This window comes from Diaphorobacter sp. HDW4B, assembly GCF_011305535.1.
GTDB lineage: Bacteria > Pseudomonadota > Gammaproteobacteria > Burkholderiales > Burkholderiaceae_C > Diaphorobacter_A.
The window spans coordinates 1,206,971-1,220,868 of the sequence record NZ_CP049905.1 but is presented as its reverse complement, the minus strand read 5'-3'; the positions used below and the strand labels follow the sequence as shown (position 1 = coordinate 1,220,868).

9 protein-coding genes are annotated in these 13,898 nt (G+C 61.9%); all 9 read left to right on the top strand.

The features are described 5' to 3' along the window. Positions 1–59: 59 nt before the first annotated feature. The 9 genes from hisC to G7048_RS05755 all read left to right on the top strand — a co-directional run bounded on the left by hisC (position 60) and on the right by G7048_RS05755 (position 13,773). On the top strand, positions 60–1,181 hold the full coding sequence (gene hisC, locus G7048_RS05795) for a histidinol-phosphate transaminase (RefSeq protein WP_166067225.1): 1,122 nt from the start codon (positions 60–62) through the stop codon (positions 1,179–1,181). Then, the gene (hisB, locus tag G7048_RS05790; protein WP_166067224.1) at positions 1,178–1,813 is read left to right on the top strand and encodes an imidazoleglycerol-phosphate dehydratase HisB; all 636 of its coding nucleotides are present in this window, start codon (positions 1,178–1,180) and stop codon (positions 1,811–1,813) included. Before hisC ends, hisB begins: the two co-directional genes overlap by 4 nt. Positions 1,814–1,834: 21 nt before the next feature. Next, on the top strand, positions 1,835–2,503 hold the full coding sequence (hisH, locus tag G7048_RS05785) for an imidazole glycerol phosphate synthase subunit HisH (protein ID WP_166067223.1): 669 nt from the start codon (positions 1,835–1,837) through the stop codon (positions 2,501–2,503). Between the two features lie 64 nt (positions 2,504–2,567). Further along, positions 2,568–3,308: a 1-(5-phosphoribosyl)-5-[(5-phosphoribosylamino)methylideneamino]imidazole-4-carboxamide isomerase gene (hisA, locus tag G7048_RS05780; protein WP_166067222.1), complete on the top strand. Its 741-nt coding sequence runs from the start codon at positions 2,568–2,570 to the stop codon at positions 3,306–3,308. Between the two features lie 117 nt (positions 3,309–3,425). Continuing rightward, on the top strand, positions 3,426–4,028 hold the full coding sequence (locus G7048_RS05775; protein WP_166066179.1) for a hypothetical protein: 603 nt from the start codon (positions 3,426–3,428) through the stop codon (positions 4,026–4,028). A 53-nt stretch (positions 4,029–4,081) separates the two neighbouring features. Further along, entirely contained in the window at positions 4,082–5,092 is a 1,011-nt protein-coding gene (galE, locus tag G7048_RS05770; RefSeq protein ID WP_166067221.1) for a UDP-glucose 4-epimerase GalE, read from the top strand. Continuing rightward, the gene (locus G7048_RS05765) at positions 5,089–5,979 is read left to right on the top strand and encodes a D-hexose-6-phosphate mutarotase (RefSeq protein ID WP_166067220.1); all 891 of its coding nucleotides are present in this window, start codon (positions 5,089–5,091) and stop codon (positions 5,977–5,979) included. The genes galE and G7048_RS05765 overlap by 4 nt, the downstream gene beginning before the upstream one ends. Before the next feature lie 80 nt (positions 5,980–6,059). Continuing rightward, a complete protein-coding gene (hisF, locus tag G7048_RS05760; protein WP_166067219.1) occupies positions 6,060–6,839 on the top strand; it encodes an imidazole glycerol phosphate synthase subunit HisF in 780 nt (259 codons plus the stop codon). A gap of 1,495 nt (positions 6,840–8,334) precedes the next feature. Then, the gene (locus tag G7048_RS05755) at positions 8,335–13,773 is read left to right on the top strand and encodes a DUF11 domain-containing protein (protein WP_166067218.1); all 5,439 of its coding nucleotides are present in this window, start codon (positions 8,335–8,337) and stop codon (positions 13,771–13,773) included. The last annotated feature ends 125 nt before the right edge of the window (positions 13,774–13,898 follow it).

Sequence of the window (13,898 nt, the reverse complement as noted above, 5' to 3'; positions counted from 1 at the left end):
TTCTTTTTCATCCACCTCCATTCGCCTTTCAGACGACGACCCAGCAGAAGACTTTCATCATGACCACCTTGTCCGCACCCCAATCCAAAGCACTTGATCGCATCCGTCCTGACGTGCGTGCCATGCACGCGTACAAGGTGCAGGGCTCGGTGGGGTATTTGAAGATGGACGCGATGGAGAATCCGTTCAGCCTGCCTGCGGATCTGCAGGTCGAACTGGGCAAGCGGCTCGGCGTGCTGGAGATCAATCGTTATCCAGGCGAGCGCCAGAACGATCTGAAGGCCGCGCTGGCCCAGTACGCCGGTGCGCCGGAAGGCAGTGCGATTCTGCTCGGCAATGGCTCTGACGAGATCATCAGCCTTCTGGCGCTGGCCTGTGCGCAGCCGTTCGAAGGTGGCCGCGCCAAGCTGCTCGCGCCGATGCCGGGTTTTGTGATGTATCCGATGAGCGCGCAGCTCCAGGGCCTCGACTTCGTGAACGTGTCGCTGAATGCGGATTTCGAGCTCGACGTGCCTGCGATGCTGGCGGCGATTGCCGAGCACAAGCCTGCGATCACCTATCTGGCCTATCCCAACAACCCGACCGCGACGCTGTGGAGCGAAGAATCGGTGCAGGCCGTGATCGACGCCGTGGGCGAGCAGGGCGGTTTTGTGGTGATGGACGAGGCTTACCAGCCGTTCGCCAGCCGCAGCTGGCTCTCGCGCATGCAGGCCGAGCCCGAGCGCAACGGCCATGTGCTGCTGATGCGCACGCTCAGCAAGTTCGGTCTGGCGGGCGTGCGTCTGGGCTATCTGATTGGCCCGGCAGCCATCGTCAATGAAATCGACAAGGTGCGCCCGCCCTACAACGTGAGCGTGCTGAACTGCGAAGCGGCGATCTTCGCGCTCGAGCATGCCGAGGTGTTTGCCGCCCAGGCCCTTGAAATCCGCACCGAGCGGGCCAAGCTGATTGCCAGTTTGCGTGGCATTTCCGGCATCCAGAAAGTGTGGGACAGCGAGGCCAACATGGTGCTCGTGCGCGTTCCGGATGCCGCAAAGACCTACGAAGGCATGAAGGCACGAAAAGTGCTGATCAAAAACGTTTCTACAATGCACCCATTGCTGGCCAACTGCCTGCGTCTGACCGTCGGAAATGCTGCCGACAATGCCCAGATGCTCGCGGCGCTGCAGGCTTCCTTATGACATCATCTCTTGTACCCTCCACACCTGCGGTCGATGCCAATGCCGATCGCGTCGCCGAAGTTGCCCGCAACACGGCGGAAACCCGCATCAAGGTGCGCGTGAATCTCGATGGCACGGGCGCATCGCGCATTGCCACGGGCATCGGTTTCTTCGACCACATGCTTGAGCAGATCGCGCGCCACGGCCTGATCGATCTGCAGATCGACTGCGATGGCGACCTGCACATCGACGGCCACCACACGGTGGAAGATGTGGGCATCACCATCGGTCAGGCGTTTGCGCGTGCCGTGGGCGACAAGAAGGGCATTCGCCGCTACGGCCATGCCTACGTGCCGCTCGACGAAGCGCTGTCGCGTGTGGTGGTCGACTTCTCCGGTCGTCCCGGCCTGCACCTGCACATTCCGTTCACGGCGGGCAGCATCGGCGGCTTCGACACCCAGCTCACGTATGAATTTTTTCAGGGCTTCGTGAACCACGCTGGCGTGACGCTGCACATCGACAACCTCAAGGGCATCAACGCGCACCACCAGTGCGAGACGGTGTTCAAGGCCTTCGCCCGCGCGCTGCGCGACGCGCTGGAACGCGATCCGCGCTCGGCAGGCGTCATTCCCTCGACCAAGGGCTCGCTGTAAATCCTGCGAACGGTACACACCATGAACAGTGAATCAAAAACCGTTGCAGTCGTGGACTACGGCATGGGCAATCTGCGCTCCGTGTCGCAGGCTGTGCTGGCGGCGGCCGACGGCAGCGGCTGGAACGTCGTCGTCACCTCCCGTCCCGAAGAAGTCCGCGCCGCCGAGCGCGTGGTGCTGCCGGGGCAGGGCGCGATGCGTGACTGCATGCGCGAATTGAACGATTCCGGTCTGCGGGACAGCGTGCTTGAAGCAGCGGCCAACAAGCCGCTGTTCGGCGTGTGCGTGGGCATGCAGATGCTGCTCGACCACAGCACCGAAGGCGACACCCCCGGCCTCGGCGTCATTCCGGGAAAAGTGGTCAAGTTTGATCTGGCCGGTCGCAAACAGGCCGATGGCAGCCGTTTCAAGGTGCCGCAAATGGGCTGGAACCGCGTGCGCCAGGTGCCGCACAACGGGGCAGTACACCCGCTATGGCGTGGTATCCCCGATGACAGCTATTACTATTTCGTGCACAGTTTCTATGCGCGCCCCGACCGTGCGGAGCACGTGGCAGGCGAGGCTGACTACGGCGAATACTTTGCATCGGCCATCGCACGCGATAATATTTTCGCTACACAATTCCACCCGGAGAAAAGCTCCGAATTCGGTTTGGCATTGTTTCGCAACTTCCTGACCTGGAAGCCCTGATTTTTCCTTCAACCTGGTTGGGTCGACCACTCTTTCAGACTCGCCCCCTCTCTCGCTTACGATCATGCTGCTCATCCCCGCCATCGACCTCAAAGACGGCCATTGCGTGCGCCTCAAGCAAGGCGACATGGATCAATCCACGATTTTTGGTGACGACCCGGCCGCCATCGCGCGCCGCTGGGCCGATGCCGGCGCCCGGCGTCTGCACCTGGTCGACCTGAATGGCGCGTTCGCGGGGCAACCCAAGAACATGACCGCCATCAAGGCCATCCTCAAGGAAGTCGGCAGCGAGATCCCCGTGCAGCTTGGCGGCGGTATTCGCGATCTGGACACCATCGAGACCTTCATCGATGCCGGCATGCGCTACATCATCATCGGCACAGCAGCCGTGAAGAACCCCGGTTTCCTGAAGGACGCCTGCAGCGCGTTCGGCGGCCACATCATCGTCGGCCTCGACGCCAAGGATGGCAAGGTCGCCACCGACGGCTGGAGCAAGCTCACCGGCCACGAAGTCGTCGATCTCGCCAAGAAGTACCAGGACTGGGGCGTCGAATCGGTCATCTACACCGACATCGGCCGCGACGGCATGCTCTCGGGCATCAACATCGAAGCCACCGTCAAGCTTGCTCAGGCGTTGACCATCCCGGTGATCGCCTCGGGCGGTCTGGCCGGCATGGCCGACATCGAAAAGCTCTGCGAAGTCGAGCGCGAAGGCGTCGAAGGCGTGATCTGCGGTCGCGCCATCTACTCCGGCGACTTGGACTTCGCAGCGGCGCAGGACCGAGCCGACGAACTGACCGCCTGACGTTGGCAATGCCCGGCAAGGCGCATTGAGTTGGGTGGAGTTTCTCTCTGTGCTGCGGATCGACTGCGAGTCCGATCCGAAGTGCAAAGGCATCCAAGGGTGAAAATGAAAAAATGTTTGATCATTCTTGCCCTCGTGTGCTGCTCGGGGGCCCAGGCGCAAACCGCCGCGGCAGCGTCACCGAACGCGTCCGCGCTTCAGGTCGTCAGCTCTTCATTCTCGACCAACGACGGCATGGTGACCGTGCTGGCCGAGGTCAAGAACACGGCTGACATCAAGGCTTCCGAGGTGGTGCTCGAAGCACGATTGAAGGATGCCGACGGCAAGCTGATCGATGTGATCTCGGAGCAAAGCTACGGCTTTGTGGTGCCTGCAGGGCAACAGTTGGCGGTGCGTCTGTTCGAGAGAGCCGGTGCGCCTGTTGCCAAATATGCAACTGCCGAAGTGAAGGTGGTCGATGCCGAATTTCGCCGACCTGCACCTCCGCGCAATGCCAATGCCAACCGCTCGCCATGGTGGATCGAATTGCTCGTGTCGTGGGGGCCGATGCTGCTGCTGATCGGTGTGTGGCTCTTGTTCATGCGCAAGTACAACGGCAAGGACTCCTACCAATCCAAGTTGCTGGACTCGATGACTGAGCAGAATGCGCTTCTTTCGAGGCAGGTCGCTGCACTTGAGAGTGTGGCTGCATCGCGTTCACAACCCGGCACCAACGGATAGAAACTGCGCTTGTTTGGGGCGTCGAAAAATTTCAGGTTGAAAGAGATATTTCTGTGATTCTTGTCACCGGCGGAGCCGGATTCATCGGCTCGCATACCTGTGCGGCACTGGCAGAACAGGGCCTGCCCTACGTCATTCTCGACAACTTCAGCAACAGCAAGCCTTCGGTGCTGGAGCGCCTTGCGCGCATCACCGGCAAGCAGCCGGTCTTCGTGGAAGGCGATGTGCGCGATGGCGAACTGCTGGCGCGCGTGCTGCGCGAACACCAGATCACGTCCGTCATCCACTTCGCCGGACTGAAGGCCGTGGGCGAGTCGGTGCGCGAGCCGCTCAAGTACTACGACGTGAATGTGGCAGGCACGGTTACGCTGCTCGCCGCCATGCGCGATGCGGGCGTGCGCACGATGGTGTTCTCGTCCTCGGCCACGGTGTATGGCGATCCTGCCGGTTCGCCCATCCACGAGGACGCGGATCTGCACCCGACCAATCCGTACGGTCACACCAAGAACATGTCCGAGCAGATCATGGCCGATCTGAACGACTCCGAGCCGGGCCAATGGCGACTGGCGCGGCTGCGTTATTTCAACCCGGTGGGCGCACACGCGAGCGGCCTGATCGGCGAAGACCCGCAGGACACGCCCAACAACCTCATGCCTTTCGTGGCGCAGGTGGCGGCGGGTGTGCGCAAGGAACTGAGCATCTTCGGCGGCGACTATCCCACCAAGGACGGCACGGGCGTGCGCGACTACATCCACGTGAGCGACCTGGCCGAAGGCCATGTGGCGGCGCTGCGTTATCTCGAAAAGAACGCGGGCCTGCTCACTGTGAACCTCGGAACGGGCGAGCCGGTGTCCGTGCTGCAGATGGTGCAGTCCTTCGAGCGCGCCTGCGGACATGCCGTGCCTTACAAGATCGTCGATCGCCGCCCCGGTGATGTGGCCGCGTACTGGGCCGATTCGAGCACAGCATCGCGTCTGCTCGGCTGGACTGCGACGCGCGATGTCGATCAGATGTGCGCCGATGTCTGGCGCTGGCAGAACGGCGAAGCGCGCCTCGTGAAATGACGGACTCACTTTCTTCCGTTTCTTCTGCTGTTTCCGCAACTGGCGTGGTGCGCAACGAGACCTTCAATGGCCAGCCCGTCGTGCGACTCTCGCTCGCCAACGGCGACACGACCGTCATCGCATTGCACGGCGCGCAAGTCATCTCGTGGAACACACAGCGCGAAGGTGAGCACTTTTTCCTGAGCCCGAAAGCCGTGTGGGACGGCCAAGCCGCCGTGCGCGGCGGCGTGCCGATCTGCTTTCCACAATTCAACCAACGTGGCCCGCTCGTCAAACACGGCTTTGCGCGCAATCTGCCTTGGGCTTTGGAATCATCCGAGCAGAACGCCAATGGCGTGCAAGCCGTCTTGCTGTTACGTGACGACGATCAGACGCGCGCGTGGTGGCCACATGGTTTTGAAGCACGCCTGATCGTGCAACTCGCGCCCGGCCAATTGCGCATGACGCTCGACCTGCACAACACAGGCGCGGACGCTTGGAGCTTCACCGGCGCGCTGCACAGCTACCTGCATGTGAACAACATCGAGGCATTGCGCCTCGCCGGACTCGAAGGCCTCGCGCGCTGGGATGCAGTGCGCGATCTGCATGACACGCAAAACGGCGCGATCACGTTCGATGGTGAATACGACAGCGTGTTTGCTTCGGCGACGCGGCCGATGACCTTGCGCGATGCCGAAGGTGCTTCCTCCTTGACCGTCGAACACAGCCCGAACTGGGGCAATGTCGTCGTCTGGAACCCCGGTGCCAAGCTCTGCGCGCAGTTGAAAGACATGCCCGAAAATGGCTACCGCAGCATGTTGTGTGTCGAAGCGGCTTGCGTGGATCAAGCCGTCACGCTGCAGCCCGGCGCGCGCTGGAGCGGCTGGCAGCAGCTCTCGGAATCCTGAGCGTTCGCATGGCCGCGCCGCATGCGCCAGAATCATTCTTCATCGAACCCCCCATTGTCAGTCTGACCCGGAGAACTCACGTGCTCGCAAAACGCATCATTCCCTGCCTCGACGTCACCGGCGGCCGTGTGGTCAAGGGCGTCAACTTCGTGGAACTGCGCGACGCGGGCGACCCGGTCGAAATCGCCGCGCGCTACAACGCGCAGGGCGCTGACGAACTCACCTTCCTCGACATCACCGCCACCAGCGACGGTCGCGACCTGATCCTGCCGATCATCGAAGCCGTGGCCAGCCAGGTCTTCATCCCGCTGACCGTGGGCGGCGGCGTGCGCACCGTAGCCGATGTGCGCCGCCTGCTCAACGCGGGCGCGGACAAGACCAGCTTCAACTCCGCAGCCATTGCCGACCCGAGCGTCATCAACGCCGCCAGCGACAAATACGGCGCGCAATGCATCGTCGTCGCCATCGACGCCAAGCGCCGCCAGGGCCAGGACGTGATCGAGCGCGGCGAAGGCTGGGACGTCTACAGCCACGGCGGCCGCAAGAACACCGGCCTCGACGCCGTGAAGTGGGCGACCGAAATGGCCCAGCGTGGCGCAGGCGAAATCCTGCTCACCAGCATGGACCGCGACGGCACCAAGTCCGGCTTTGACCTCGCGCTCACGCGTGCCGTGTCCGACGCCGTGAGCGTGCCCGTCATCGCCTCCGGCGGCGTGGGCAACATCGATCACCTGGCCGATGGCGTGCAGCAGGGCGGAGCCGACGCCGTGCTCGCGGCCAGCATCTTCCACTTCGGCGAATACACCGTGCAGCAGGCGAAGGAACGCATGCGCGAGCGCGGGATTCCGGTGCGGTTGTAACGCGATTTAGCGCATTGAGCAGATCACCCAAGGCTCGCAGCTAACTACCTTAGCCAGCAAGCAACACGGCTCACCCCCAATCAAAAGCCAACGGCCAAAAGCCGTTGGCTTTTTTTGTCTGCGCGCGGACGCTGATCAACAACGGTGATGCTTTGGGAGTAAGCGAACGACGCTATGAAAATTGATATGAACGTCACAACAGCCATCGCAAGAGCATCCCTATTGAGTGATCGGCGGCAGAGTGAAAAATCAGAACTGATCGAATCAGCTGAAATGAGTGATGTTGATCATAAATGAGCACCAATTGACAACTGATACCAAATATCACATATTTATGCAAATGTTGGTATTTTGTCATGATTAGCACACGGCGTTAGTTTTTAGTTATAAACCCGGCTTGTCGATAAAAACGGGCTTGCAAAAAGCCTCACCGAAAACTCATATATCCGTCACGCACAGATCGTCCAAGGCTGTGCGCGAGTGACTGCAGGGCGCGTTGCGGAGAACCCTCCGGCAGTTGGATGGAAGACCTATGAGAACAGCGTTCTCGTGGCCTTGGGAACCTTGGAAACAGCGAATAGATATGAAGAACAGTGTGATCAGAGCCGTTGCGTCAGGGGAACCAAGGGGGTACTTCATGTCGAAACCTCAGGGGGGTAAATCCCTTGGCCTGCTATGTATGCAGGTATGTCTGGTCATGCTGTTGAGCGTGAGTGCGTTTGTGCCAGCAATGGCGCAGGTGAAGCGGAATTTCACGAATTCGAGCTTTGAGCTGCCTGATCTCACTACAGCCGGTTGCCGGGTCTATATCAATGCGGCTCAAGTTCCTGGTTGGGATACCACACATCCTCCTTTCCCCACAGCTAATGTGGGGGGATGTTCTATTGGCGGTCAAACGGGAACGACTGCATTGGGTACTTCTCCCGGCCCGATCATTGAGCAGGTGCGAACACCCCGAAACGCGGACGGATACGGAAACGTCAACGCAGCAAATGGTAGTCAAATCGTTGAGTTGAATGCTCAGTACCCAGCCCGACTGTTGCAGAACATCTGTCTTTTGCAGAATGAAACAGTGGGCTGGAGTTTCTACCACCGAGGACGCAAAGGGATCAACACACCTGACGTTGCCAAGTTGATCGTTGGAGAAAACACGACTATTGCCCAAGTGGGGACGAATCGCAATGGTGTGATTTCTACGAGTTCACAGGTTCCAGCGTTAGGTCCGATCACCGCTTCGCATCCGTTACCGGATCAGACGTGGGCCCTTTACTCCGGAAGCTTTACATATACGGGTACTTCGGTCGGCACGAATATTGGTTTCGAAGCCGTGTCAGCAGCAGATGGAACTGATGTGCCTGGGGGGATTGATGCAGGCAACTTCCTTGACAACGTCCAAGTCACGCTGAAGCCAATCGTTGATTTTTCGGTTGCCAGTGGTTCGGGTTTTGAGGCGGCGGGCAGTGGAAGCATTCCAAAAATTCGGGTGAATGGGACGGTGTCCACGGCATTCAACGTGACGGTTTGGATCACTGGTGGGGCTGCCAACGGTCCTGGCGCGAGTGCGGGCTCACCGACGGACTTTTCAACAACGAGCGGCACCAGAGTGCTCTCCGTCAATATTCCTGTCGGCACGTATGACGGGACAACAGCGGGTAGCTTGTTTTCCTTGCCGGTCACGATCAGTAACGACACAACTGTAGAGACACTGAACAAAGACATCCAGTTCGCCATTCAGTCGGGACCTGCTTACACAGTAGCCTCGAACACGACCTGCGGTGGCCCGGTTCAAAGCACGTCGGCCTATACCATCGTGGATGACGACGCGCCCTTGAGCATCAACAAGTCGTTCGTCTCCATGGCGTCGGTAAATGGCTCGCTCACTCAGTACGACATCACCTACACCATCGCGGTCAAGAATAGCGTCAGCAATAGCGGCAGCGGGGCCAATATTACCTATTCGTTGACCGATGTGCCCAACTTCGGCTCACACGTTGCCATCAACAGCATGACAGTCAGTCGAGTCACTACTGGGACTGGAAGTGGGGGAAGTCCGACATACGCATCGCCTTCCATAGTGACATCAGCTCCTTGGACGATTGTTACAGGACGGACGCTCAGCGGATCAGCCACTCCCGCCAATCGCGGCACTGATACCTATACCGTGGTTTTCCGCTACACCATCAATCCAGGCAGCTCTGCGGCGGATGTCTGCTCAGGGAGTTCAGGCGGCTTGCGTAACACGGCCAACGCCTCGGACGGCACCAACAGCTTCACTGCCGATGGGGCTTGTCAAAACATCCCAACCCCGGTCTGGGTCCAATTGACCAAGAGCCTGCCCGCTGGTCGTAGTGCAACAGCCGATCAATTTGAGGTGCGCATCAACTCAGGTGGCGTGCCACCGGACAATGGCACGGTTCTGACAACGGGCACGAATCAGACGGCGTCAACGGCGGAGATCACGGTGCCTGCGGGCAACACGATGAGCTTTTCCGAGGCGAAAAAAACGTTGGCGACATCCGCAGACAGCGTGCCCACGGGCTACCGATCCAACCTGGTCTGTACCAACGCGACCAGCGGCTCGACAACGGTCTTGCCTTCTGGAAGTGGTACTGATGCTTCAACTACCCGGACATGGAGTGAGTTCATACCGCAGGCGGGTGACCAGATTGCGTGCACCATCACCAATTCCCCACCGACCGTGACCGCTACCAAGACGGCTTCACCCAATCCGTTTCTCGCAGGCGGGGCCAATCAGAACTACCAGATTTCGGTGACCGTGGCCAATGGTCCCACCACTGCGCCGATCACCATTGCCGATACCTTCCCGACGGGTATCACCCTTGCAAGTGCGCCGACCGTAACCGGTACCACGCTGAGCGGTTGTACCACCAGTGCGGGCAGTAGCAATCTGGGCGCAACTTGCGCGTTGCCCACCGGCTTGGCCAATGGTATTTATAACATCACGATTCCGGTCACTGTGACTGCAAGTGCGGTCGCCGCAGGCGGTGCCAATACCGCAAACTTGAGCGGTGGCGGTGATCCCGCTTGTACAAGCGCAACGGGTCAAGCATGTGATCCTTCGACAGGTGTTGTGCCGGTGGTGACCCCGGCAGCGATGGCGACCACCAAGGCCCTCACGGCCGTCAATGGCGCAGCCGTGCCCGCAGGCTATCTGGCCAAGCCGGGTGATGTGCTGACCTACACACTGAACGTGAACAACACGGGTGGCACGACCGGCAGCACGACGCTCACCGAGACCGTGCCCGCAGGCACAAGTTACAGCGGTACGGCCGAAGGCTGGAGCTGCACGGCGACGACGCCCGGCGGCACCTGCACGCAGACCGTGAACCTGGGCGCAGGCGCGAGCGGCGCACCGACCTTCACCGTGAGTGTGGCCAAGCCCGGCACAGCGGCGAGCATCGTCAACACCGCCACCAGCAGCGCAGGCAGCTGCGCGAGCTGCACGGTCACGACAGTGGCCGAGCAGGCCGACATGCAGGCGAGCGTGACCGGTGTGACCACCGCCACGACCAACACGTCCGTGACGCTCACGAGCACCTGCACGAACGCAGGCCCGCAAGTGGCGACGAACGCCAGCTGCACGGTCACGGGCAGCGCCACCACGGTGGCGGGCTCCGTCACGACCTGCGTGTCAGGCGGCGTGACCGGCGCGAGCGTGGCCAGCCTCGCAGTGAACGCCACCATCGTGTGCACGACCACCTTCACACCGACCACGACGGGCACCTTCACGGTGAGCGCCACAGCGGCGGCAGACCAGTATGACGACAAGCCCGGCAACAACACCTCCAGCCGCAGCGTGGTGGTGAACACCCCGGCCGCACTGAACGTGGTCAAGACACTGGTGCAGGTCAACGGGGCCGCTGTACCGGCGGGCTACGCAGCGCAGATCGGCGACAAGCTGACCTACGACATCGCAGTGAGCAACACGGGCGGCACGGCAGGCAGCACGAACCTCACCGAGACCGTGCCCGCAGGCACAAGTTACCTCGGCACGGGCAGCGGCACGGGCGAGGGCTGGAGCACCACTCCCGCCACCTCCGTGTGCACGGCCGCAGGCAGCACCTGCACGCAGAGCGTGAGCGTTGCAGCGCAAGTGGGCAGCACCGTGACGACAGAGCACGCCAAGTTCACCGTCGAGGTGCTGGCACCGATGACGAGCGCCAACATCACCAACACCGTGGCCAGCGATGCCGCAGGCAGCTGCACGGCCAGCAACTGCACGGCGACCACGCCAAGCGTACAGGCAGACATGCAGGCGATCAGCGGCCCGTCCCAGCCCGTGACAGCGGGCGTGCCGGTGAGCGTCACCAGCACCTGCGTGAACAACGGAACGGCCGCAGCGGTGAACGCCAGCTGCGTGGCCTCGGGCGTGCCCGCAGACGCCACCAACGTGACCAACACCTGTAACCCGGCGCAGACCTCGGCAAGCCTTGCCAGCGGCGCGACGCTCAACTGCACCATCACGTTCACCCCGGCCACGACCGGCCCGGTGACGATCACCACCACGGCCAGCAGCCAGAGCTATGACCCGACGCCGGGCAACAACATCGACAGCACGCCGCTGACGGTGAACACCCCGGCAGCGATGGCGACCACCAAGGCCCTCACGGCCGTCAATGGCGCAGCCGTTCCCGCAGGCTACCTGGCCAAGCCGGGCGACGTGCTGACCTACACACTGAACGTGAACAACACGGGCGGCACAGTCGGCAGCACGACGCTCACCGAGACCGTGCCCGCAGGCACGAGCTACAGCGGTACCTCTGAAGGCTGGAGCTGCACGGCGACGACGCCCGGCGGCACCTGCACGCAGAGCGTGAGCGTGGGCGCAGGCGCGAGCATCGCACGGACCTTCACCGTGAGCGTGGCCAAGCCCGGCACGGCGGCGAGCATCGTCAACACCGCCACCAGCAGCGCAGGCAACTGCGCGAGCTGCACGGTCACGACAGTGGCCGAGCAGGCAGACATGCAGGCGAGCGTGACAGGCGTGACCACGGCCACGACCAACACGTCCGTGACGCTCACGAGCACCTGCACGAACGCAGGCCCGCAAGTGGCGACGAACGCCAGCTGCACGGTCACGGGCAGCGCCACCACGGTGGCGGGCTCCGTCACGACCTGCGTGTCAGGCGGCGTGACCGGCGCGAGCGTGGCCAGCCTCGCAGTGAACGCCACCATCGTGTGCACGACCACCTTCACACCGACCACGACGGGCACCTTCACGGTGAGCGCCACAGCGGCGGCAGACCAGTATGACGACAAGCCCGGCAACAACACCTCCAGCCGCAGCGTGGTGGTGAACACCCCGGCCGCACTGGACGTGGTCAAGACACTGGTGCAGGTCAACGCAGCCGCCGTGCCCACAGGCTACGCAGCGCAGATCGGCGACAAGCTGACCTACGACATCGCCGTGAGCAACACCGGCGGCACGGCAGGCAGCACGACCCTCACCGAGACCGTGCCCGCAGGCACAAGCTACCTCGGCACAGGCAGCGGCACGGGCGAGGGCTGGAGCACCACTCCCGCCACCTCCGTGTGCACGGCCGCAGGCAGCACCTGCACGCAAAGCGTGAGCGTGGCAGCCCAAGCGGGCAGCACCGTGACGACAGAACACGTGCGCTTCACCGTCGAGGTGCTGGCGCCGATGACGAGCGCCACCATCAGCAACACCGTGGCCAGCGATGCGGCGAACAACTGCACGGGCACGAACTGCACGGCGGTGGTCAACAGCTCGGTAACGGATGTGCAGGCAGTGATCACACAGTTCCCGACTTCCATTGTGGTGGGCGACACGGTGACGATCGTGGGTGTCTGCAGCAACAACAGCCCGATCCTGGCGGTGAACGGAAGCTGCGAGCTTGTGATCAATACCTTGCTCAAGGCGACGATGATGGGTACATGCGAGGCACCGAAAACACTCAATCCGGGAGACATGTTGACGTGCACACTGTCGTTCCCCGTAACGCAGGCGATGTCGATCGACGCGGTGGTGACAGCGCGTACCGACAGCTTCGAGACCAACTTGCTGAACAACACGCAAGCGCGGACCGTGCAGGCCAACACGGCTTCGGCCCTCAACGTGGTCAAGTCGCTGGTGAAGGTGAACGATGCGAGCGTACCAAGCGGCTACCAAGTGAAGCCTGGGGACAAGCTGACTTACCAACTGAGCGTGACCAACGCGGGTGGCACAGCTGGCTCGACCGATCTGACCGAAACCGTGCCTGCAGGCACGACTTATGTCGGATCTGCAGAGGGCTGGAGCGCCGCGCCCGGACCGGTGTGTGCCGCAGCAGGCAGCACTTGCACGCAGACTGTGCCGGTGGCGGGTGGAGCCACTGTATCGGTGCAGTTCTCGGTCAAGGTGGACAGCACGTTGACGGGTGCGTCCGTCGTGAACACGGTGAGCAGCAGCGCTGCCGGGAGTTGTGGCGCGACGTGCTCGGTGACGACACCATCCACTCAGGCCGATGTTCAGGTCAGCACGCCGCCGACGGTGGCCGTGTCCGTCGGCTCCGAGGTGGTGGTGACGTCCACCTGCTTGAACGCCGGTCCCGCAGACACGACCAATGTGCGTTGCGAGATCAGCGGCGCGCCTGCAACGGCCGTCACGACTTGCACTCCATCGGTTCCCGTTGCCACGCTGGCGTCCGGGCAAGCGGTTTCGTGCACGACACGCTTCACGCCGACTACGGCGGGCAGCTTCTCCATCACGACAAAGGCGGTGCATGATCTGTACGACCCCAACTTGGCCAACAACAGCGGCGCTACTGCGGTCACGGTGGGCGATGTGCCGGCCGTGACGGTTCCGGTCCCTGTGAACGAGCGCTGGGCGCTGTTCGCTCTCGCCTTGCTGCTCATGGGATTGGCGGCGCGTTCCTTTGGACAAGTGGGAATGTCTGGCAAGCGCCGGAACTGATCTGGCTTCCAGGCGCCCCTCGCGGCGCCGAATCTGAAAATCGCCTGTTGGCATCGCACTGAACAAGTGCCTTGCCAGCAGGCGATTTTTTTGTTCCTTGATACAAATGCCCGTCGTGAGCCGCT